This is a genomic window from Paraglaciecola sp. 2405UD69-4 (assembly GCF_047525415.1).
Classification (GTDB): Bacteria; Pseudomonadota; Gammaproteobacteria; order Enterobacterales; family Alteromonadaceae; genus Paraglaciecola.
The window spans coordinates 1-22,792 of the sequence record NZ_JBLIXM010000007.1; the positions used below are offsets into that span (position 1 = coordinate 1).

The window sequence follows — 22,792 nt, forward strand, 5'->3', positions numbered from 1 at the left end:
TGAATTGAGGCCGCACTTGAGTTTAGGAATGAAAACACCAAACCAAGTGCATAAAAAAGACCAGGAGCAAAAGCTACTGGCCTTCAATTAAAACCGTCAACGTATTTTAGGACGGGACAAACACGATTAATTGAACAAACTTATTTAGGCTTACGAAACTTAAGAGTCCAACGGTCAGTATTACCAGTGACAGAACGTACACCCACTTCGTAACGTAACTCGTCGTCAGCACGGTAATGTAAAGTACTGTAATCTACCAGTTCAAATCCAGCTTCTTGTATTTCTTTGATAGCTAAAACAGGATCAACACGGCGTCCGTTATGTGGGTCATCGGCTTCCATATGGCGTCTTGTATGATCAACAACGGCGTAGATACCGCCAGGCTTAAGCGCTTCAAAAGCAAGTTCATTCATGTGGCGGCGCCCGTCTTCACCAAAGTTATGGTAGTTACGGAAGGTTAACACCATATCTAGGTTCGTAACTTCTAGTGAATCACCAGATAACGAGTAAGAACTAGCTCCTTCTTTGCGATAAAAATTTGCGTCTTTAGCGACTATTTTTGCATTTTTAAAACCAGGCTTATCGAGTAACTTTTCAACACGGCTGGTGCCTATGGCTGCGTAATACTGGCCTTTTTCCTCAACCACTGGAGCAAGAATCTTACTATACCAGCCACCACCAGGTATCAGCTCAATAATCTTCATGTCATCACGAAGACCAAAAAATTCTAATGTTTTTAATGCTTTACGGTTTTTGTCGCGAACAGTCTCTGCTTCAGTCCTAATATCTGAAGCTAAGGCTTTCTTTATTTTTTCTGATGTAGCATCAAAGCTATTAGCCGCTAAAGTGTTAGCGCTAACAAGTAGCGTGGCTAATAAAACTAAACTGGTTTTCATTGTGTGACTCCATTGCTGTTAATTGGGTTAACTTGCATACATAGTATATTTTTTGCTGCGTTAAGTTCTGTTTTAACACTTAAAAGACCAGTAAAGAATAAAAAGACTTTCAAGTAAAATATTATGCATTTGTTTACTGGTTGATTTAAAAAATTGGTTCAGTTTATGGCAATTCTTATTGTGACACTCACCTAGTTAAAGCCTACATATGTTTGTAGACCTGCCCGTCTTTCATAACAAAATTCACATCTTGCAGTAGTGAAATATCAGCAAGAGGATCGCCTTTTACAGCCACCAAGTCTGCGAGCTTGCCCACTTCTATTGTTCCTAAGGTATCTTCAATTTGTAATAACTGAGCTGCATTGAGTGTTGCAGCGCGTATCGCTTCTATTGGCTGCATACCAGCTTCAACCATCAAAACAAACTCTAAGGCATTATCACCATGTGCTGAAACACCCGAGTCTGTGCCAAAGGCGATTTTCACCCCAGCTTTATGAGCTTTGGCAAATGTTTTTTGAATTAATGGGCCAATAGACGCCGCTTTAGGTCGCACCAACTCCGGAAAGAATCCATCTATTTTAGCTTTTTCAGCCACCCAGTTACCCGCCATAATAGTAGGTATGTAGTAGGTGCCATACTTCTTCATTTGTGTCATCACCTCTTTATCCATAAAGGTGCCATGTTCAATTGATGTCACACCTGCTTTGATAGCCCGCAACATACCTTTTTTACCGTGGGCGTGAACGGCTACCGTCATGCCATAGTCTTTGGCAGTCTCAACAATAGCTGCAAGTTCATCGTCCATGAATTGTGGATTTTGCCCACTTTTGGCGACACTGAGTACACCACCTGTCGCGGTTATCTTTATCAAGTCTGCACCATCTTTATAACGCTGACGCACAGCTTTACGGGCATCTGCGATACCGTTGATAACACCGTCTTTTGGGCCGGGGTCACCCATAATAGATTGCGAAGTGCCATTGGTTGGGTCGGCATGGCCGCCAGTGGTTGCAATGGATTTTGCTGCTGTGTAAATTCTAGGGCCGTTGACTATTCCTTTGTTAATGGCATTACGCAGCGCTACGGTTTCGTTATACCCATCACCTAAATTGCGTACTGTGGTAAAGCCTGCCTTTAGGGTTCTTTCAGCATACATAACGCCCTTAATCGCAAAGTCTGCTTCATTTAAAGTAAACCCCTCAACATAGCTAGAAGGGCCGTTATGCTGGCTAGATAAATGGGTGTGCATATCCATAAAACCTGGCATTAGGGTGTGATTTGATAAATCGATAACTGTGTCTTTAGCTTGCGGCTCAGTAAAGCCTTTATTGATAGCAACTATGGTATTTTTGTCGACCACTATAGTCATATTCGACTGTACTTTATTCGAGGTGCTATCAATCACACTACCAGCATGAATAAGGGTAGCAGCGCTTGCTGTTAGCAAAGGGTGCAACATGCTAGTGAATACTATGCCCAGCGTTATAATTTTTCTATTCAAGATCTTAGTCCTATTAAAATGTCCCTAAACTAAAGGAGTATTTGCCACTTTTAAGGGTTAAATGTGTTACCCCGTCTAGGTCTTGTTCTTCACCTAATTCGGCTAATTGATAAAACACGTTTTGGTGTAAGCGCGCCCACAAATTTCGACGGATTAGCACATAGGGTAAAATTGAGCCAGTTGTTTTGTCTGCAAGTAACTCAACTGGATTATCCACTCCCACCTTAATAACATCGCCTACATTTGATGTAAGTACCAACTTACTATCTTCATGTTGCCACTGGGTAATAATAAAAGGAACGTCTTCTACTTTAATGCCCACCTTCTCCACTGGCGTGACTAAATAGTAGTTTTCGCCTTCGCGTTTTAACACGCTCGCAAAAAGTTTCACTAGTGCAGAACGGCTAACTGGGCTACCCATATATTGCCAACTAGCATCATGCTTTATTTCCATGTCTATGTTGCCACAAAAATCTGGGTCCCATTTTTCTACCGGCGGCAAGGTGCTTCTTTGAGCCTTAAATTGCTCTTGAAAAGCAGCTAAATCAAAACTTGTCATGGATAACTAAGCCCCTTACAAAGAGGCTTGGATTTCTCTTAGCTTAGCCTTAATTCGGCGCATGTTTTCAGGTCCGGTGCGCAGCAGTTGTTTTTGCGGGGCAGACAAAGACTCGATTCTTTCATCTGAGTACTTATACATAACACTGTCTGTATACACCTCTACTGGTACCGGCACTTCTGGCGTATCTAATAATATGTCTATGGCATCAGATAACTTGTCATCAAAGCTATCGTAGGGACTGCCAATTTCCGCAAAGATATCGTTAATTGCAGGCTTGTACTCCTTATACAATTCTACTAAAGATGCTGCCTCTAAGGACTCAAACACATCTACATAAGGGGTATAACGTTTGTAACTTGCAGGGTCAATCCATTCCTTATCTGCCTGCCTGTAGGTACGAAATGGCTTTTCTGGTTGGCTAAGTAATCTGTTATTTGCAGCTATGTCTTGGTCCGCTAAGGTAGTAGTCATAATTACAAATCGCTCTAACAGGGCATCATTAATTAGCAAACGGGCAAAGGCATCGTAGTCGGTAAGTGTCAGTAACTTGGTTTTGACCGTGCCATCGCTTACATCTAAAGGTTCAGGCTCGGGGATGACTTCTGGCTCTGGTTCAGGCTCAGCCTCTACAAACTCGTTCATCTGCTCAGGTGCTTCAAATTCTGAGGTATCTTCATCTACAGGATCATCAATAGGTAAGGTTTCAACTGGCTCAACTGTGGTTACTACCTCAGGTTTAGGCGTAAACGTCTCTGGCTCGGAAGGCCATAAATATATAATGAGTAAAACTAAAACTATAATTGCAGCAATAGTAAAATGGGGGACTAATGATTTGCTAAATCTATCATTCATAATGTTATTTCCTATCAAAACCCGTTAGACATTAGCCTACTCAAAATTTGTCTTAATTGATATCAGTAGTCAGTAAATTAGCCAATACCAGTTAGATAGTGTTTAAAATACGTAGGCACTTACTAGGTAGACTAAGACAAAGCTCATATTACTCCCCTGATTGTCATAATAATTATGTGTTTGAGTAAAACATAACGGAAATCCACCCTCTATTGTAAGCATGTGCAGAGTCTGTAGAATGAGGTTACCAGCCTTTTTCAGCGCAAAAACTCACTATGTTAAAAACCTATGCAGCCATAATTTTGGCAAGTTTATGTTCTGCTATTGCCAATTCTGCACCGGTTTCTGTGGCAAGCCACGAAAACTTTTTCAATAGTATTGCCCAACACTGCGGCAAAGCATTTAATGGCAAAGTAACGGTAGACAATCAACCCAGTGCAGCATTTGATACCGACCTAGTTATGTATGTACGCCGTTGTAATAGCAGCGAACTACAAATTCCCTTTTACGTGGGTGACAATGCCTCTCGCACTTGGATAATTAAAAAAACAGGCAGTGGCCTTAGCCTTAAACATGATCACAGGCATAAAGACGGCACCAGTGATCCAGTCACTATGTATGGTGGCCACACCCTAGATGCAGGCTTTAATCAGGTTCAATCGTTTCCGGCAGACCACTATTCAAAAGCACTTTTTGTCAATCAAGGCTTACCTCAGTCCATCACTAATACTTGGCAAATATTCATCTACCCAAACACCTTTACTTACCGCTTAGTTAGAGAAGGGCGAGAGTTCAGAGTCGATTTTGATTTGACTCAAGCCATTGCTGCACCCAAAGCACCTTGGGGATATACCGATTAAGCCGAGGGCTTATCTTGGGGTAGCAGCTTATACTAAGCTGCATTGCTAAGTGGTCACTCAGCGAGAGTTAAAATATGCTTCATCAAGGCCCTTGAATGAAGCAATACTTGTAATCTTTGAGTGCTAGCAACACAGAAAGTAAGCCCATTTTAAACTCACCTAAAAGGAATGCTCTAGGCTTTGCCCTGCGTTTTGGGTACTTAAAAGGGAATAACTTTTTGTTGCACACCTACGTCTTTTTCAAAAACCTTTAGATGCATTCTAAGTGCTCAATTATCGATATGGATTGGTATTAGGTTTGAACCAAACTAACAAGTTAATCGTAATGGTAATAAATTACGTAACTAGGTTAACGATAATGGCCCGTTGTAAATTCAATTTAAATACAATCGAACTCAATAAAACAGTGATAGATAGACTTACGGTGCACTCATACGAAATGAGCATTTATTTAGTCGAGCTGGAAATTGGAAGTGATATCGGTTTTGTTTATGACGATGACAAACCCAAGCGCTTTGTTAGTAGTCAAGAGGTTCGCCAAGCATTCGAGAATTGCAAAGTGTTAACTGCGCAAATGTTACACGAATCACCCTATGATGAAATGATAGGCAACCCGGAGTCGGCACAAAAAGCATGCTTTTTGCCTTTTCACATGGGCAGCCCTGCACTTCGTGAATCACTCTAAAGATTTTGACTGGTGTTATGAATAAACAAATAAGCGTAATAGCTGCATAATGAAACAACAACACCTAGACCTAAAATTGATCCCCATGCAACTGGGTCACTTAAAATTAAATTCCACATTAGCTTTCTCCTCTAAGAATGACTTTATGTCATGACTAAAGTTTAAGCTGTGAATGGCGCTTGTTTATGATCTAGATCAAGCTTTGGGAATAATCTAAAAAATATGCAGAATACAATTGGCCCTTAACCTTAAGTCCAAAGGCTAATTGTAATCTACAGTGTGTTAATGTTGGTTCAAAGACACCTTTAAAAGCTCAACCGAGTCTGCAAAGGTTAAGGTTTGTAACTTTCCTTTGCCTTCAACATTTATGGTATTCACTTGTTCTGGCCATAAATCACGCAGAGCGTCATGGCGTATTGTAAGGTTTTCTAATTTTGCTGGTTGTGTCGTCTCTTGATAAACCCAAAAATAGTTGCCTTCTAATTCATGACCAACCACTTTTAATTCTATGACTTGCTCTTGGCTATCAAACAAACTAAAGCGGGCATCCACGTAATTACTAAATGCTTGTTGAGTAGTTTCAGAGTCAATCATATCTGCATCTTTGCCAAAAATTTCTTTAGCAGCATGCTCAGCATCATGAACCCTAAAACGGTGCATCACTTCAATGTTATTAGTTCTTGGGTTAAACAAAACAGTACTTATTGAGGTTTTTTGTTGATGTGCTGCTAGCGAAAACGCTGTCAATAACAGCGCTCCCACTAGTAGTTTTACAAAATTACTCATACTTAGTTTGAATCATCGTCTTCAGCAGTATTTTCATCATAAGACTTAGCTTCTGTTTTGATATCTTGCATAATATCTCGAGATACCTTGCTAGTGCTTTTCTTACGTTTATACGCTTCAATACGCGAAGGTATGATTTGGCGTGGATAGTGGTTGTTACTGACGTCAACATCGGCAGTTTCCCAACGAGGGTCAATAGTAACGCTTACTAACTCTTTTTCTTTGTCTGTGACAATCAATTTACTTACAGCTTTTGGTGTTCTGCGCCAAATTTCAGCTGGAATATATTGGTTTTCAGTTGAGCCATCAGCAAACTCCAATTCAAGTATAATTGGCATCACTAAACCACCATGATTTGAAAAATCTAACACATAGTAGTTTTTGTCTTCTGCAACCGCTCGCTCTAAGGTGGCTTTTTCCCAAGGCTTAAGTTTGCTCAAGAACTTTTGATACTTGTTACGCTCTTTATTTGTAACAGTAAAACGATCGTTTTCGTCATAAAAGTCGGTGATGTCTGGGAAGCGTTCGACCCAAAGCTTTTTGCCTTCAGCTTTATTGCGCTCATCTGTTAAAGATAGAGGCTTATCAAGCTCTTCTTGACGTAGACGGTTAAAGTCAATATCAGGATCGTGGGTATCTAAGCGCAGCTTGTATACTTTATCAATTGAGATATCAACGTGATCCGTAGTGTAAAACCAACCACGCCAGAACCAATCTAAATCAACACCTGATGCTTCTTCCATAGTGCGGAAAAAGTCAGACGGAGTAGGGCGTTTGTATTTCCAGCGCTGTGCATACTCTTTAAAAGCAAAATCGAATAGCTCACGACCTAAAATAGTTTCACGTAAAATATTTAACGCTGCAGCTGGCTTAGTATAGGCATTTGGTCCTAAACGTAAGACGCTGTCTGACTGAGTCATGATAGGCACTTGCGTTGACGACTTCATGTAATCAACAATATCACGAGGCTCTACACCCCAAGGAATAGTAGGATCCCATTCACGACCCGCTACACCATCTAAAAAGCTGTTAAGCCCTTCATCCATCCAAGTCCATTGGCGCTCATCAGAGTTAACCACCATAGGGAAATAAATATGACCAATCTCATGGATAACCACACCAATTAAGAAGCGTTTTTCAGCTTGAGAGTATGTGCGGCTACCGTCTTTTTGTAACTCAGTACGCGGGCCATTAAAGGTAATCATTGGATATTCCATGCCGCCTACAGGTCCGTTAACAGACTGGGCTACAGGGTATGGATAATCAAAAGAAAAACGAGAATAGACTTCTAAGGTTTGGATGATGGCTTCAGTTGAATACTTCTTCCATAAATCACCGCCTTCTTTAGGATAAAACGACATAGCCATAACTAGAGGTTGGTCGTCACCATCTTGGTGATGGCCACGGGCATCCCACATAAATTTACGAGAAGACGCCCAAGCAAAATCTCGGACATTTTTAGCACTAAATTTCCAGGTTTTAGATTTATCCGTTCCTTCTTTTTCGTTTTCCAAAGCTTCATCAGCAGTAACAATAAAGACGATACGCTCAGCATCTTCAGCTTGCTCTAAACGTTTACGCTGCGTAGAGGTTAATACCTCCTTTGGATTTTGTAGCGCCCCAGTTGAGCTAACAATGTGGTCGGCAGGAACTGTTAATTCTACATCGTAATTACCGAACTCTAGGGTAAATTCACCACGGCCGATAAACTCTTTATTGGTCCAAGCTTCGTAATCTGTGTAGGCATGTAAACGAGGATACCACTGGGCAAGTAAGAAAATGTCATTGCCCCCTTCACGCTCGTCATCAGGAAAATGTTCATAACCTGAACGGGCTGACACAGCATCTTCTTCAACAATGTTAAAGGCGTAATCTAAGTTAAACGTAAGCTTTTTACCCGGCTTTAAATAGCTAGGTAAGTCGATACGCATATTGGTACCTACAATCGTAAACTTAAGATTCTTACCACTTTTATCAGTCACTGACTTGATGTCGTACCCTAGCACGTTGTCTTCAGTAAACTGTTGGCGACGCAGCGCATCTAAACTAAGCTGAGCCGCTTTACCAGATGAAGGCGCAGTGGTAGCAGGACCACGGTTACCAATGCCACCAAAGGTGGTAGTCATAGCTGACATAGAGTCATTGCGGAACTTGTTTTGGTCTAATTGCATCCACAAATACTTAAGGGTATCCGGGGAATTATTATGGTAAGTAATGGTTTGACTAGCTTCTATACGGCGTTTTTGCTCATCTAGTTTAGCCTTAATTTTATAATCAACCTGCTGTTGCCAATATTTATGGCCGGGTTCACCAGCTGCATTTCGGTAAACATTTGGTGTGGGTAATGATTCATCTAATTGGCGAAATTTATCTTCAAAATCGCCTTTTGTTTGGTTAATAGCAGCATTTGCAGAAGCAATAGCTGACAGAGATAGCATGGCTACCGTAATGAATTGTTTTAACATTGATTTCCCTGATGGTTATATGTTGTGAAGCGCTTAGAGACCAGAATTTTTTCTACGATTATCTTTAGCCAAAAAACGATTGTTATATTATCTCATCTAGGATAAAAAGTACGGTTGCAAATCTGTCATTTTTAAGACCCTTTTGTTTTATTTTTATATTAAAAATGTGCGTTTTTGCATAAAGAACGGTGGATAATAAAACCCTTAAATTTTTTTTATACCATAGCTTATAACAACATCAGCTTGTTTATTAAACTGATTGACGTACCCTTAATATACTTAAATTTGAAGGGGGGATGATGAAAAAACTCGAATGGCAAAGAGCCGTTGTAAAAGTGGGGAGCAGTTTAATTGCTCCATCTGATAATCAGTGTAGTGCAAAATATTTAGCCCATATAGCTCAGTTTATAACTGATAGCCGTAAGCTAGGAAAAGAAGTTATTTTAGTGTCGTCAGGCAGTGTAGCTGCAGGTAAGGGCAAAATAGCCCACAACCACCGACCTTCCATTGCAGAAAAACAAGCAATGGCTGCCATTGGGCAAATGGAAATGATGTCCAACTGGGCAAAATTATTCGCAAGCGATTGCGCGCAAATTCTATTAACGTCGGATGATCTTCACGATCGAACTCGTTACGTTAATATCAAAAATACTCTTCGTGAATTATTAAAAAACCAAATCATACCTATCGTTAATGAAAACGATACGGTTGCTATTAATGAATTGAAAGTAGGCGATAATGACAATCTCGCGGCATATACGGCCCTTGTCTCTGAAGCCGATACTTTAATCATTTGTACCGATATTGATGGTTTATATAGCGCAGATCCGCGGAAAAACCCGGATGCGAGTTTAATGCCTTTGGTTACTAGTATCGACCAAAGCATATTTGATTTAGCAGGTGGCGCTGGCTCGTCTTCTGGAACTGGCGGAATGTACACTAAGATACAAGCCGCTAAAAAATGTGTGAGCTCTGGTATTCAAACGCTAATAGTAAATGGCCGTGACGAAAACGTATTTACCACATTAGCAAAAGGTGAGTTGGCGGGTACATCATTTACGCCATTAGAGAGCAACCACAGTGCAAGAGGTAACTGGCTCAAATATACATTGAAGCCAAGAGGCACTATTAGAGTTGACGAGGGCGCAGCAAAAGCCTTGCTCGAAAAAGGCGCATCTTTACTGCCGCCAGGTATAGTCAGTACAACTAAAAAGTTTGAATCTGGTGATGCCGTCAATATTAGCTATAAAAAGAAGGTGATAGCCAAAGGATTAGCACTTTATAGTGCTGCCGAGCTATCGCAGATTAAAGGTTTAAACAGTAGTGAAATAGAAGAAACCCTAGGTTACACCCTAGGTGAAGTTATCGTTCACAGAGATGACCTAGTACTACTGTAATTCAAGAAACTATTTTAAAGGAAGCAAACACATTATGAGTTTTTCTATAACGGAAGCTGCTAAGCAAGCGAAGAAGGCAGCCCGTCAAGTGGCAAACCTAAATGCTCAGCAGAAAGATCAATTATTAACTGATATCGCCGAGTCTTTGATATCAAATACAGATAGCATTTTAGTGGCAAACGCTAAAGATTTAGCCGCTGGCAAAGAAAACGGCTTAGATGCCGCTATGTTAGACCGCCTAGCGCTGGATCCTGAGCGCATTCAAGGCATTGCCAACGCAGTATTAGAAATCGCTGGGCAAGGTGATCCTGTAGGTTCAATTTCTAAAATTGAGCGTATGCCTAGCGGTATTCAAGTGGGGAAAATGCGTATTCCCCTTGGCGTAATTGCCATGATTTACGAGTCTCGCCCTAACGTTACCATAGATGCAGCGGCATTATGTTTAAAGGCAGGAAATGCTGTGGTACTCAGAGGTGGTAAAGAGGCGGTACATTCAAATTTAGCACTAGCTGAGTGCATTAAATTTGCACTGGCAAAACACCAACTTGATCCAGCTGCGGTAGTAGTCGTGCCTGATACAGACCGCGCAGTGATGAATGAATTAATGACCCTTAACGAGTCCATAGATTTAATTATTCCCCGTGGCGGAGAAGGGCTAATACGTTTTGTTTCAGAAAACAGTCGTATCCCTGTTATTCAACATTACAAAGGGGTGTGTCACCTTTATGTAGATAGCGCTGCTGATGAAGCCAAAGCTATCAATTTGTTGAAAAACGGCAAAACCCAACGGACCGGCGTATGCAACTCTTTAGAAACCTTACTCGTCCACAAAGATATTGCCGCAACCTTTTTACCAAAAGCAGCAGCATTATTGGCAGAGCACAACACTGTGATTCACGCATGTGAAAACAGCATTGAATACTTTGTAGGTGCACAAGCTGCCACTGAAGATGATTGGCATGCCGAATACCTAGCCATGGAAATAGCAATTAAGGTGGTACCAGACTTTGAGCAAGCCATAGAGCATATCGAAGAATATAGCTCTGGCCACACCGAAGTAATTGCCAGCCAAGATTACTCTAAAACCCAAGAATTTATACGTCGTATAAACTCTGCTGTAGTCATGGCAAATGCATCATCTCGCTTCTCTGATGGCGGCCAACTTGGTCTAGGTGCTGAAATTGGTATTTCAACAAGTAAATTACATGCTTATGGTCCAATGGGCGCTGAGTCACTCACCACTGAAAAATTTATCGTCATGGGTGATGGTGAAGTAAGAGCATAAACTGCCAACTATCTTAACTTGTTAGCGACAACCCTAACGCCGCTAGCAAGTTTGCTTTATTTTCCTGCATTAATTAATACCATAGCGACACACCTTGTTCAAAAACCGCTGGGTATATTCTGAGGGAGCAATTATCAACCTTGATTGGTATAACTACACCCCTTTCTCATTTTGTTGTATAAATAACCTCACAAACTCTGTTACATCACACTGTAGTTGTTCTCAGTGTTTAACTATTGCTAATTTCAAATAATTAAAAAGGTAAAACATGAAAATAAAACACCTGATCACCGCTGGGTTGTTGTTAGTTGGCAGTAACCTACCAGCTTACGCAGATGAAATAAGCAAACAAATAGAGTCTCAGCTACCTAGGCTAATGGACCTATATGAAGATTTACATGCTCACCCTGAGCTAAGCGGATTTGAAGTAAAAACCGCGGCAAAACTTGCCAAACATGCAAAAGCATTAGGTTTTGAGGTAACAGAGAAGGTTGGCGGAACAGGTGTGGTTGCCGTATATAAAAATGGGCCAGGTCCTGTGGTAATGATCCGCGCAGATATGGACGGCTTGCCAGTAATAGAGCAAACAGGTTTATCTTTTGCCTCAAAAGAACGAGCCACAACAGAAGATGGCATAGAGTCTGGGGTAATGCATGCCTGTGGTCACGACACCCATATGACATCTTGGGTGGGTACCGCCAATGCTCTAGTAGCTATGAAGGATTCATGGTCTGGCACGCTAGTTATGATACTGCAACCCGCTGAAGAGCGAGGCAAAGGCGCCAGAGACATGTTAAATGACGGTTTATATGAGCGTTTTCCTAAGCCTGACTATGCCCTAGCCTTCCATGACTCCGCTGGTTTACCCGCTGGCACCATAGGCTTAACCCCAGGTTTTGCATTAGCCAATGTTGATAGTGTGGATATTATTGTAAAAGGCCAAGGCGGTCATGGTGCTTATCCACACACCACAAAAGATCCTATCGTTTTAGCAAGCCGTATTGTAGGCTCTTTACAAACGCTAGTGAGCCGTGAATTAGACCCACAAGATGCAGCAGTAGTTACAGTTGGGAGTTTTCATGCAGGGGCTAAACACAATATAATTTCTGATGAAGCCAAACTATTACTTACTATTCGCAGCTATTCTGACGAAACTCGACAAGCCCTTTTAGATGGTATAGCTCGCATTGCAAAGGGAGAGGCCATAGTCGCAGGTATGCCAGAAGACCTAATGCCTGTTGTTAAACTAAAAGATGAATACACTCCTGCTACCTATAACACCAAAGAATTGAGTGAAGAATTATTAACATTGTTTACCAAACAGTTTGGGCAAGACAGAGTCATTAAATCACCACCGGTTATGGGCGGCGAAGATTTTGGACGCTTTTACCGTGCTGATAAGTCTATTCAAAGTGTTATTTTTTGGGTGGGCGGCGTACCCCATGATGCGTGGCAAAAATCACAAAAAGGCGAAGCATCACTTCCTTCTTTACATAGCCCATTCTGGGCACCAGAGGCCAAAGCCGTTATCAATACCGCCAGCCAAGCATTAACGAATGCTGCTATTAACATTATGAAAAAGTAATGACTAAGCATTACCTGTTTGATTGGGGTGACACCCTTATGGTGGACATCCCTAATCAAACTGGCCCTATGTGCCACTGGCCTGAAGTAAAAGTAGTACCAGGTGCTGTGGCCTGCCTAGAGCGGTTATCACAACAAGCTAATTGCCATTTAGCCACCAATGCAGCGGACTCAAGTGAAGCTGAAATACGCCTTGCCTTAACCCGTGCTGGTTTAAGCGGTTATTTAACGCATATTTTTTGCCGTGAAAACCTAGGTGTTGGTAAAACAGACCCAAGCTATTACCAAAAAATCGTAAACAAGTTAGGCGTTAATCGAGAGCAAGTGATTATGGTAGGCGATTCATTAGAAAGAGATGTATTGCCAGCTATGGACGCGGGTATACAGGCAATATGGTTTAACCACCAGCGTAAGCAGGTGCCTGCAAAAATAACCGCAATAGAGGATTTATCTTATCTAGTTTAAGGTGAAAAAATAGAAGCGATATACAGCCTAATTTAGAGCATTAGGCTGTATTGATAGGATGTTAACTTTCTTTTGATGTGGAAAAGTCTCTGTATTTACCCAGCAACAATAAAGGTAATGACCCCGCCACAAAGGCAATCCCGATATAAACTAGAGCATTGTCATAGGTACCCGTAGTCGCAAACTCTTTACCCAAAAGCCAAGGGCCGGAGCCGGCACCTAATGCAAAACAACTATACAAGACACCATAAACAACCCCATAACTCCTCATGCCAAAGTAACGGGCGACCATAAAGGCCATCAGATCTTGTTCTGCCCCAGCAGTTAATCCAATTAGCAACACTGAAATGGCAGCAACGGTAAAAGTTAAATCTGGTTGAATTAAAAAGTAACAAGATGCAGCTGGAACCAAAAGCATACAAACGGCTACGCCCGGAGCCCAAAAGTTATCAATTAAAAAGCCACCAGATAACCTACCAACCACAACAGAAACACCTATTAAGCTTGCCAAAATTACCGCATCGCTTTGCTCAAAGCCTTTACTATTAAACAGGCTTTCTAAATTTGGGATAAGCCCACCCACCCCAAAAGATATAGCAACAAAACACGCTGACATTAGCCAAAAACGCCAATCTTTAAAGGCCTCACTGGCAAGTAAACCCGACACAACTTGGCTTGGTTTATCGGCTAATATTCTCTTTTGAGCTGCAGGCACTTTAGGATCGCTTACATCCCGAAACAAAAAGTAAACTAAAGGCAAGGAGGTTACTAAAGGTAATATTCCCAAACCCACAAATGCCATTCTCCAGCCAACTGCGTCTATTAAAAAAGCCACATAAAATTTGACAAAAATTCCGAATAACCCAGTAGCCACTAAGGCACAACCTAAAGCCAGCCCCTTACATTCGCTAAACCAATTATTAATGACCCGGGTCCATGTTATGGGAAGCGTCCCCACCCCCAACAGAGCCACTAAGGCCCATAAAGTTAAATACAGTGCCAATGAACCTTGGTTAACAGCATGCAGCATTAAACCAACACTAAAGCCTACCACAGAGCCTATGACGACACGTCTGGCGCCAATTTTATCTGTTAACAGGCCAACAAGAGGGCTTAACACCAATGCACAAAGAGTCAAAATCGGTAAAGCAGAGAATACTTTGTCAATCCCCCAGCCAAACTCAGCGGATAAAGGGCCTGCGAATACCCCTAAAGTATAAATAGGAATAGGTGACATACCTAAACCGATCCCTACGGCAGAAGCCAACACGATTCTCCATGCGTAGCTAAATTCTTTATATTTGGATTGCATAGACACCTCTTGTTATTTTTATTGTTTTAAGAAATAGTTATTAATGATATATTAATATATCATTAAGCCAGCATATAGCTAGCACAAATTTAATTATCGCTTTTTCAACGAAGTAAAACACAAATTACTCAGTCGAAAAAGTCTCTACCTTAGTGAACAACTTTGATATAGGTGGTTTTAAAAATGGAACAAACTCAAATTATTATTGCAGGCGCTGGACCAGTAGGAACAATCGCTGCGTATTACTTAGCAACGAAAGGCATTAATGTTGTTATATGTGAAGCTGGTCCCAACTGCGCTCAAGACCTACGGGCTTCAACTTTTCATCCTCCAACATTAGAAATGTTAGATGAGCTGGGAATTGCAGACGAATTGATCAAGCGTGGTTTAAAAGCCCCTGAGTACCATTTCCGAGAACGCCAAACCGAAGAGGTCATAGAATTTGACTTAAGTGAACTAAGTGACATGACTAAGTTTCCTTACCGTGTGCAGTGTGAACAACATGTTTTAGCTTCTATGCTGGCAGAAAAGCTTGAGGCTCATCCAAATGCAACAGTGTTGTTTAATCATCGTGTTACTAGCTTTACACAAAATGATGATGGCGTTGAGGTGGCCTTAGAAACCCCCTATGAAATGGTTCACCTAAAAGGTAAATACCTAATAGCCGCAGACGGCGGTAATTCCATCATTCGTAAATGGCTTAATGTAGAATTTGAAGGTTTCACTTACCCAGAAAAATTCTTAACTCTGTCTACCAAACTTGAATTAAAACACTATATCGACGATCTGGCTTACGTTAACTATGTATCAGATCCAGAAGAGTGGTTGGTATTACTGAGAGTTCCTAGCGTATGGCGTATTTTAGTACCTGCTTCAGAAGACCAAAGTGACGAATTTTTGTTATCAGAAGAATACAAGGATGATGTATTTAAAAGGTTAACAGGGGAAACAGGCGTAACAACTCAGCACCGAACTATTTACCGTGTTCATCAACGTGTGGCAACTAAATTCAACCATGGCCGAGTATGTTTAGTAGGTGACTCAGCACACCTTAATAACCCTCTAGGAGGGTTTGGCATGAACAGCGGGATCCATGATGCTTGGAACCTATGTGAAAAATTACTGACCTGTTTGGCACAAGGCCACGACCCAGAGTTATTAGACTTGTTCGATCGCCAGCGTAGAACAGTCACACTCAACTTTATTCAGGCACAAACCAAACAAAACAAAGCATTACTAGAACACGGTATGAGCGAAGGTCAAAAACAGCGTCTAATTGAAATGCGTCAATTTAAAGAAGACCCAGTTAAAAGGCGAGAATTCTTATTACGCCAAAGCATGTTCAGTAGCTTAGAAGATGCCCGCTCAATAAAGTAAATTTTAGTGATAACCGTAATGAGGAGTAATCATGCAAGACCAACAAGCTTGGCGTAAAACATTTGGTGTATTAGGGCCTTCAACTAACACTATAGTTCAGCCTGACTTTGATGATATGCGTGTACCAGGGGTAACCAATCATTATAGCCGTATCATAGTTGAAGATGCTCAGGCATTAAGTGACGAAAGTTTTATGGCGGGTACCTTAGAGATTTCTGACAATACCTTAGCTGCCGTAAAAGGTGTGATGACCTGCCAGCCCGACCATTTAGTGATGGGCATGTCGGCAGTGACGTTTTATGGTGGGGCTGAAGGTGGGGCTAAATGGAAGCAAAACGTGGAAGATGCCGCAGGCATCCAACTCACAATGGGCTCCGAATCCCTAGTAGCGGCGATTCAAGCTTATGGAAATATTAAAAAAGTAGCCTTCTTGTCTCCTTATTATCCGGTTGCTAATCAACAGGTTAGCCAATACTTAAGTGATTATGGTATTGAAACTGTTCGTGATGAGTGCTTGCGCTGCCCATCATGGACAGCAATCTCTCAAGTCAGCGAACGAACCTTAGTAAATACGTTAAAAAAATTGGATGGTGATGATGTAGACGCGCTACTCCAAGTGGGCACTAACTTATCTATGGTTAGGTTAGCCGCTGCTGCAGAGCTATGGCTAGACAAGCCTGTTATCGCTATCAATACCGCCACTTATTGGCATGCGTTACGCAAAAACGGCATGCAAGATAAAGTGTATGGTTTTGGAAATTTACTAGAAAAATACTAAAAAGTCATTTTCAACTCCGCAACATATGGAGTTGGAAACACCCCCTAAAAAAAGACTTACCCCATATGGAGTAAGTCTTTTTAACCACTACAACTAACCTGCTATTCCGTTTTTATATAAATCTTCAATTTGTGTTTCGGTTAATCCTAATTGCTCGAGTATTTCTTTAGAGTGCTCCCCGATACTAGGTACATCACGTTTCAGCCCAAAGCGCTCATCACTCATACTAATAGGCAGAGCAGGTAACTTTGCATGTGAGCCATTAGGTAACCCCACATTAATTAAGCCATCAGAATTATTTAAATGTACATCATCGAATAAATCTTGAGGCTTAGTAATGGGTGCATAAGGTAGGCCACTTTTGGCAAGCTTAGATGACAACTCTTGAACACTTAATGTGGCAAAACGCGCAGCCACAATAGGGATTATCTCACTACGTAAATCAACCCTACCAGAGTTTGTATCCATAGTGCGATTTGCAGCAAACTCAGTAAACCCAAAGTCTTCACAAAAGATTTTCCATTGAGAATCACTTACCACACCCACAAATAGCTTTTCACCATTTGCAACATCAAACACATCATAGATTGCCCAAGCAGAGATACGCGCAGGCATGGGATCAGCAGGGCGACCAGTCACGACTTTTTGAGCCATATGTTGGCCCACTAAAAATACCGTACTTTCATATAAAGAGCTGGTGATATTCTGACCTTCACCACTACTATGGCGCTTTTCAAGTGCCGCTAAAATACCTATTACCCCAAACATGCCTCCCATCACATCAATGACAGATGCACCCGCACGTAATGGTCGTCCAACTGGCCCTGTCATGTAGGCAAGTCCACCCATCATTTGCGCCACTTCGTCCAGTGCAGTGCGATTTTCATAAGGCCCTTTTAGAAAGCCTCGCGCTGAACAATAGATTAGCTTAGGGTTAGTTTGCTTCAATACTTCGTAGCCGTAGCCTAATTTCTCTAGTGCACCGGGCCTGAAGTTCTCTATAACTACATCAGCTTTTGCTACTAACTTATTGACGACTTCTTTGCCTTCGTCTGACTTCATATCTAAACAAATGCTGCGTTTGTTGCGGTTATACATTGCAAAGTAACCCGCACCTGAACCTTTGAGATTGCGGGTTTTGTCACCCGTTACAGGCTCTACTTTTATTACGTCAGCCCCTAAATCCGCCAAAATAAGGCCAATAGAAGGCCCCATAACCATATGTGAAAATTCGACAACTTGAATACCGCTAAGTGGTGCTTGCTGATTAGTTCCCATTGGCTCTCCAACACAAAATGAAAACCTAGACCAAAACTAAGAGCCTAGATAAGAATGAATATTAATGATATAATAGTATATCATTATGCTTATGAGTGCAAAGCATAAAATTCCTTAGCGATAAGTTCTACATAAAAGGGGACAGGTATAAATGAGCAAAAAACATATTTTAGTCAGCGAAGTAGGCCCCCGCGATGGCCTACAAAGTATCAAAACAATCATGCCAACAGAGGCTAAGAAACGCTGGATAAAAGCTATGGCTGACTGCGGTATAAAAGAAATAGAAGTGGGCTCTTTTGTACCTGCAAGCTTGTTTCCGCAACTAGCGGATACCGCAGAAATTGTACGTTATGCAATTGCTATTGAAGGCCTACAGGTTGCTGCATTAGTCCCTAATTTTAAAGGGGCGGTAGCGGCTATTGAGGCAGGCGTACACAAGCTATCTATTCCATTTTCAGTTAGCGAAACCCACTGCTTAAAAAACCTAAGACGTAACCATCAAGAGGTAATACAAGAAGTCGCTAAAATTAGCCAATACATTGCTCAACTGCCAGTAGCGCAGCGGCCACATTTTGAAACTAGCTTGTCTACTGCATTTGGCTGCACCTTGGAGGGCGTGGTTGCAGAGTCAAAAGTGTTAAGCAGTGCTGAAAAGCTAATCGAAGCCGGTGCAGATGAAGTAGGGCTGTCAGACACCACTGGCTATGCTAACCCAGCTCAAGTTACACGCTTAGTAAATGGTATTAAGTCATGTGTAGGAAATGACAAGCTTACCGGAGTGCATCTACACAATACGCGGGGCCTAGGCTTAGCAAATGCTTTGGCGGCAATAGAAGCTGGTATTGAAACTATTGATAGCTCAATGGGTGGATTAGGAGGCTGTCCTTTTGCCCCTGGTGCTAGCGGCAACATAGTCACCGAAGATTTAGTCTTTATGTTACAAGCCATGGGATTTGAAACAGGTATTGATTTACCCAAGTTGTTACTTGTTAGAGATATTCTCAAACAGGCATTACCGGCTGAGCCCTTGTATGGCTTTACCCCAGACGCCGGTTTACCTAAAGGGTTTGTTGGCTCTCAGGGCAGTTGATAACGCAAATACTTGTTACATAGAGGAAAAACTAGCCAAGCCACACACATAATGATATATTAATATATCTTTATAGTGTTTAGGTCATGTTTTATCAACTAGAAGTCAATTTATGCAAAGTACTCTTTTCGAAAAATTATGGGATCAACATAAGGTAACGCAACTTAAAGATGGCTCTGAGCTTCTTTATATTGACCGAGTGTTTTTACATGAAAGGACGGGGGGAATCGCACTTACAGGTCTGCAACACAGCCACCGCAAGATCAGAAACGTAAGACATGTGTTTTGTACCATGGATCATATTATTGATACCTTTCCAGGAAGAAATGACAACACACTTATGCCTGGTGGCACAGAGTTCATTACCAAGACCCGCGAAGCCGCTCAAGACTTGGGAATACGCTTATTTGACATCAATGATGCGGATCAAGGTATTTCCCATGTAGTGTCTGCTGAGCAAGGAATAACCTTACCCGGGCTCACAGTAGTTTGCCCTGATAGTCATACCTGCACTTTAGGCGCATTAGGTGCGTTAGCTTTGGGTATAGGCACAAGTGACTGCGAACATGCTCTGGTAACAGAAACTCTACGAGTAGAAAAACCTAAACAAATGCGAGTACGCTTTGAAGGCGAACTACAGGCTGGCGTCAGCAGTAAAGACTTAATTATGCACCTTATCCGCACTTATACTGCATCTGGCGGCCAAGGTATGGCGATAGAGTATTGTGGACCTGTTATCGACTCATTGAGTATGGAAGCACGGTTTACTTTGTGCAATATGACCACTGAGTTTTCGGGGTTTACAGCCTTAATCGCCCCAGACCAAGTAACCTTTGATTATATTGCAGATAAACCATTTGCCCCTAAAGGCGCCCTATGGCAGCAAGCTAAACAGTATTGGGAACAACTCAGTAGTGATCCTGATGCAAAGTTTGATATTGAGCTGACATTGGACTGCTCTAACATTGTGCCAATGATTTCATGGGGTACCAGTCCAGGCCATTCTGTTTTTATCACCGACCGTATCCCTGTCATTGAAGATACTGCGCTGCAAAGAGCCGCAGAATATATGAACCTTAGCCCTGAACAATCTTTAGTAGGGGTAGAAGTACAAGGGGCATTTATAGGCTCTTGTACTAATGGCCGCCTATCTGACTTACAAGCCGCAGCAAGTGTTCTCAAGGGTCATAAGGTAAATAAAAATGTTAAGGCCGTTTGCACACCGGGCTCAGCCAAAATAAAAGAGGCCGCAGAAGCATTGGGGCTTGATAAAGTATTTAAAGATGCAGGATTTGAATGGCGCGAGCCTGGTTGTTCACTGTGTTTTTACGCCGGTGGGGAAGGGTTCAGTGAAGGACAAAGAATTATCAGCACAACCAATCGAAATTTTGAAGGTAGGCAAGGCCGAGGTGCTAGAACACATATAGCTAGCCCTATGATGGTTGCCGCTGCCGCAATCGAAGGAAAAATAGTCGACTGTAGAAGGTATTTGTAAATATGCAAAAGTTTATATTGCACACAGGTATAGTCTTACCGCTGTTAAGTGACAACATTGATACTGATCAAATTATCCCTTCTAGAGAAATGAAAAAAGTATCTAAACTTGGATTAGCCGAGGGTTTGTTTTCAGGCCAAAGATACCTTTATGAAGGCAAAGAGAAAAAAGGCATAAACCCTAATTTTATTCTTAATCAACCACCCTATGACAAATCAACTATCTTAATTAGTAATAAAAACTTTGGCTGTGGTTCGTCAAGAGAGCATGCAGTGTGGGCTTTGGTCGAGTATGGGTTTAGAGCCATCATAGCTCAAAGCTTCGGCAGTATTTTTCGTAATAACTGCATCCGCAATGGATTATTACCTATTGTACTTTCACCAGAGGATATCCACTCAATTAACCAAAGCCTTGAGCAAGATACTAGCTTAAGTATTGATTTAGAAGCCCGTCAGGTTATTTGTATAAACGGGGACAAATTTGAGTTTGAACTAGAAGATTACAGCCAACAAATGCTGTTAAATGGCTGGGACTTTATTGATCTTACTTTGCAGTTTAACGATAAAATCGACAGCTTTGCAGAATCTGATCGCCAAGTACGCCCTTGGGCATACCTCCCTGTTTAAGCCACCAACCAAACCTTTGAAAACATGCTTTAATCCGGGGTTACCCACACTTTTTAAGCCCTAAAAATATGCATGCCTTTTCCCATTTCTGGCTCAGAGCCGTAAAATGCTATGGTCAAAGCAAGTACAAAAGGCACCACTCTTTCTAAAAAGTCACCCGGTGTATTAGGCAGCATATAAAAGGTTACGGCCAAAACAAATCCAACAGTCATAGATAATAAGGTAGCGGTAGCTGATACCTGCCTATTACATAACCTGACGATAACCAGTGGACCAAAAGACGCCCCCAAAGCCACCCATGCAAATACGGCGCGGCTAAATATAGCCTCAGGAGAATATAGGGTAACTAAGACTGATAGTATCACCACGATAAATATACTTAACCTTGAAACCACCAGTGCTGAGAGCTTTACATATTTAGCAAGCCCTAAATCATGGGATACCACAGAAGCGCTAACTAACAATTGGCTATCGGCCGTTGACATAATCGCAGATAACACAGCTGCGATAATCAAGCCAGCTACAACGGGATGAAACAGCTCATTCGTTAACACGAAAAATAGGTTTTCCGGGTTGTCCACTTGGGTTTGCATAGCTAAGCCAGACAATCCAACTATCATCACACCAATATCTACGATTAAGTACCATACTATTGCAATACGGCGCCCTGTTTTAATGGCGTTTTCATCTCGTAGCGCCATAAAGCGCACCAACATGTGAGGCTGGCCAAATGAGGAAACAGACACGCTTAAATTCCCTATTATTACTCCAGCACCTAATAACATTATATTGCCACCGGTAAGGCTTAGTTGTTGTTGTGTCGCCACAGACAATAAGGTGTCTATAAAAGCAATTGGCCCGCCAAGGGCCACTACCGCGGCAATGGGTAAGGCTAGAGTAGCAAATGCCATAATCACACCTTGAAGGGCATCGGTAACGCTAACTGCCCAAAAGCCACCTAGCACTGTGTATAAAAATATTATAAAAGCGCCAATCACAATACTTTGGGTTAATGGCAAATTAAAGGTGGCAGAAAACATATTTCCTGCTCCTTGAAACTGAGCAGCAACGTAGAGGGTAAAAGACACCAATATGATAATTGATGCTGTGAAAACTATGAATTTTTTGCCCTTGCCATGACTTCCGGTACTTAAAAAATCAATAATAGTTAAGTCCATGTTTTCACGACTTTTTGAAAACATTTTAGGAGCAAGCCAATACCAAGATAACAACATGCCCAAAATACTGCCTAATATGAGCCAGACCGCAGACATGCCAACTACCATTACTAGTCCACTAAAACCAAGTAGTTTCCAAGCAGAAGAAGAGCTCGCCGAGTAACTTACCGCCGCAACAAACGGCCCTAACCCTCTTCCACCAAGAAAAAAGTCATCAGTCGTCTTCACCCGCCTTTGAGCCCAAAATCCTATGCCAAGCAATAAAATCTTATACAAAACCAGTACGATAAGAATATAACTTGCATTTGACATAAGATTCA

The 22,792-nt window shown here is 41.7% G+C and carries 20 protein-coding genes; 11 read left to right on the plus strand and 9 right to left on the minus strand.

The genetic code is table 11. The annotated features are described in order from the left end of the window. Positions 1-140: 140 nt before the first annotated feature. The 4 genes from ACMUMK_RS17185 to ACMUMK_RS17200 all read right to left on the minus strand — a co-directional run bounded on the left by ACMUMK_RS17185 (position 141) and on the right by ACMUMK_RS17200 (position 3,811). Positions 141-896, minus strand: a complete 756-nt coding sequence (locus ACMUMK_RS17185) for a class I SAM-dependent methyltransferase (protein ID WP_414702386.1) — start codon at positions 894-896, stop codon at positions 141-143. Positions 897-1,098: 202 nt separating this feature from the next. Next, positions 1,099-2,355, minus strand: coding sequence for an amidohydrolase family protein (locus ACMUMK_RS17190; protein WP_414702500.1), 1,257 nt, complete (start codon positions 2,353-2,355; stop codon positions 1,099-1,101). A 55-nt stretch (positions 2,356-2,410) separates the two neighbouring features. After that, complete coding sequence (locus ACMUMK_RS17195; protein WP_414702387.1) at positions 2,411-2,956, minus strand: DUF1285 domain-containing protein; 546 nt, start codon at positions 2,954-2,956, stop codon at positions 2,411-2,413. A gap of 15 nt (positions 2,957-2,971) precedes the next feature. Next, positions 2,972-3,811 carry a DUF3014 domain-containing protein gene (locus ACMUMK_RS17200; protein WP_414702388.1) on the minus strand — a complete coding sequence of 280 codons (840 nt, stop codon included), beginning with the start codon at positions 3,809-3,811 and terminating at the stop codon, positions 2,972-2,974. Between the two features lie 275 nt (positions 3,812-4,086). Between ACMUMK_RS17200 and ACMUMK_RS17205 the strand changes: the two genes are divergently transcribed. Both ACMUMK_RS17205 and ACMUMK_RS17210 read left to right on the plus strand, forming a co-directional pair. Continuing rightward, positions 4,087-4,671 (plus strand): hypothetical protein, encoded by a 585-nt coding sequence (locus ACMUMK_RS17205; protein WP_414702389.1) that lies wholly within the window; start codon positions 4,087-4,089, stop codon positions 4,669-4,671. Positions 4,672-5,029: 358 nt separating this feature from the next. Further along, a complete protein-coding gene (locus tag ACMUMK_RS17210) occupies positions 5,030-5,356 on the plus strand; it encodes a DUF6482 family protein (RefSeq protein ID WP_414702390.1) in 327 nt (108 codons plus the stop codon). 282 nt (positions 5,357-5,638) lie between these two features. On the opposite strand, the gene ACMUMK_RS17215 is transcribed toward ACMUMK_RS17210, so the two are convergent. Then, positions 5,639-6,142, minus strand: coding sequence for a DUF6702 family protein (locus ACMUMK_RS17215; RefSeq protein ID WP_414702391.1), 504 nt, complete (start codon positions 6,140-6,142; stop codon positions 5,639-5,641). A gap of 2 nt (positions 6,143-6,144) precedes the next feature. After that, positions 6,145-8,607: a M1 family metallopeptidase gene (locus ACMUMK_RS17220; RefSeq protein ID WP_414702392.1), complete on the minus strand. Its 2,463-nt coding sequence runs from the start codon at positions 8,605-8,607 to the stop codon at positions 6,145-6,147. 299 nt (positions 8,608-8,906) lie between these two features. Between ACMUMK_RS17220 and proB the strand changes: the two genes are divergently transcribed. The 4 genes from proB to ACMUMK_RS17240 all read left to right on the plus strand — a co-directional run bounded on the left by proB (position 8,907) and on the right by ACMUMK_RS17240 (position 13,338). Next, the gene (proB, locus tag ACMUMK_RS17225; RefSeq protein WP_414702393.1) at positions 8,907-10,004 is read left to right on the plus strand and encodes a glutamate 5-kinase; all 1,098 of its coding nucleotides are present in this window, start codon (positions 8,907-8,909) and stop codon (positions 10,002-10,004) included. Positions 10,005-10,038: 34 nt separating this feature from the next. Next, positions 10,039-11,289: a glutamate-5-semialdehyde dehydrogenase gene (locus tag ACMUMK_RS17230; protein ID WP_414702394.1), complete on the plus strand. Its 1,251-nt coding sequence runs from the start codon at positions 10,039-10,041 to the stop codon at positions 11,287-11,289. A 268-nt stretch (positions 11,290-11,557) separates the two neighbouring features. Beyond that, complete coding sequence (locus ACMUMK_RS17235; protein ID WP_414702395.1) at positions 11,558-12,874, plus strand: amidohydrolase; 1,317 nt, start codon at positions 11,558-11,560, stop codon at positions 12,872-12,874. After that, positions 12,874-13,338, plus strand: a complete 465-nt coding sequence (locus ACMUMK_RS17240) for an HAD family hydrolase (protein ID WP_414702396.1) — start codon at positions 12,874-12,876, stop codon at positions 13,336-13,338. Before ACMUMK_RS17235 ends, ACMUMK_RS17240 begins: the two co-directional genes overlap by 1 nt. Positions 13,339-13,399: 61 nt before the next feature. Here ACMUMK_RS17240 and ACMUMK_RS17245 read toward each other — a convergent pair whose 3' ends face one another. Then, a complete protein-coding gene (locus ACMUMK_RS17245; protein WP_414702397.1) occupies positions 13,400-14,650 on the minus strand; it encodes an MFS transporter in 1,251 nt (416 codons plus the stop codon). A 183-nt stretch (positions 14,651-14,833) separates the two neighbouring features. Between ACMUMK_RS17245 and ACMUMK_RS17250 the strand changes: the two genes are divergently transcribed. Together ACMUMK_RS17250 and ACMUMK_RS17255 are read left to right on the plus strand one after the other, a co-directional pair. Further along, on the plus strand, positions 14,834-16,027 hold the full coding sequence (locus tag ACMUMK_RS17250; protein WP_414702398.1) for an FAD-dependent oxidoreductase: 1,194 nt from the start codon (positions 14,834-14,836) through the stop codon (positions 16,025-16,027). Positions 16,028-16,058: 31 nt separating this feature from the next. After that, positions 16,059-16,805: a hypothetical protein gene (locus tag ACMUMK_RS17255; protein WP_414702399.1), complete on the plus strand. Its 747-nt coding sequence runs from the start codon at positions 16,059-16,061 to the stop codon at positions 16,803-16,805. 93 nt (positions 16,806-16,898) lie between these two features. Here the strand turns inward: ACMUMK_RS17255 and ACMUMK_RS17260 are convergent, their stop codons facing one another. Beyond that, a complete protein-coding gene (locus ACMUMK_RS17260; RefSeq protein ID WP_414702400.1) occupies positions 16,899-18,083 on the minus strand; it encodes a CaiB/BaiF CoA transferase family protein in 1,185 nt (394 codons plus the stop codon). A 151-nt stretch (positions 18,084-18,234) separates the two neighbouring features. Here ACMUMK_RS17260 and ACMUMK_RS17265 point away from each other — a divergent pair, with 151 nt between their 5' ends. The 3 genes from ACMUMK_RS17265 to leuD all read left to right on the plus strand — a co-directional run bounded on the left by ACMUMK_RS17265 (position 18,235) and on the right by leuD (position 21,294). Continuing rightward, complete coding sequence (locus ACMUMK_RS17265; RefSeq protein ID WP_414702401.1) at positions 18,235-19,173, plus strand: hydroxymethylglutaryl-CoA lyase; 939 nt, start codon at positions 18,235-18,237, stop codon at positions 19,171-19,173. 112 nt (positions 19,174-19,285) lie between these two features. Further along, on the plus strand, positions 19,286-20,668 hold the full coding sequence (locus ACMUMK_RS17270; protein ID WP_414702402.1) for a 3-isopropylmalate dehydratase large subunit: 1,383 nt from the start codon (positions 19,286-19,288) through the stop codon (positions 20,666-20,668). Positions 20,669-20,670: 2 nt separating this feature from the next. Continuing rightward, complete coding sequence (leuD, locus tag ACMUMK_RS17275) at positions 20,671-21,294, plus strand: 3-isopropylmalate dehydratase small subunit (protein ID WP_414702403.1); 624 nt, start codon at positions 20,671-20,673, stop codon at positions 21,292-21,294. A 53-nt stretch (positions 21,295-21,347) separates the two neighbouring features. Here the strand turns inward: leuD and ACMUMK_RS17280 are convergent, their stop codons facing one another. Then, a complete protein-coding gene (locus ACMUMK_RS17280) occupies positions 21,348-22,784 on the minus strand; it encodes a sodium/proline symporter (protein WP_414702404.1) in 1,437 nt (478 codons plus the stop codon). Between the last annotated feature and the right edge of the window lie 8 nt (positions 22,785-22,792).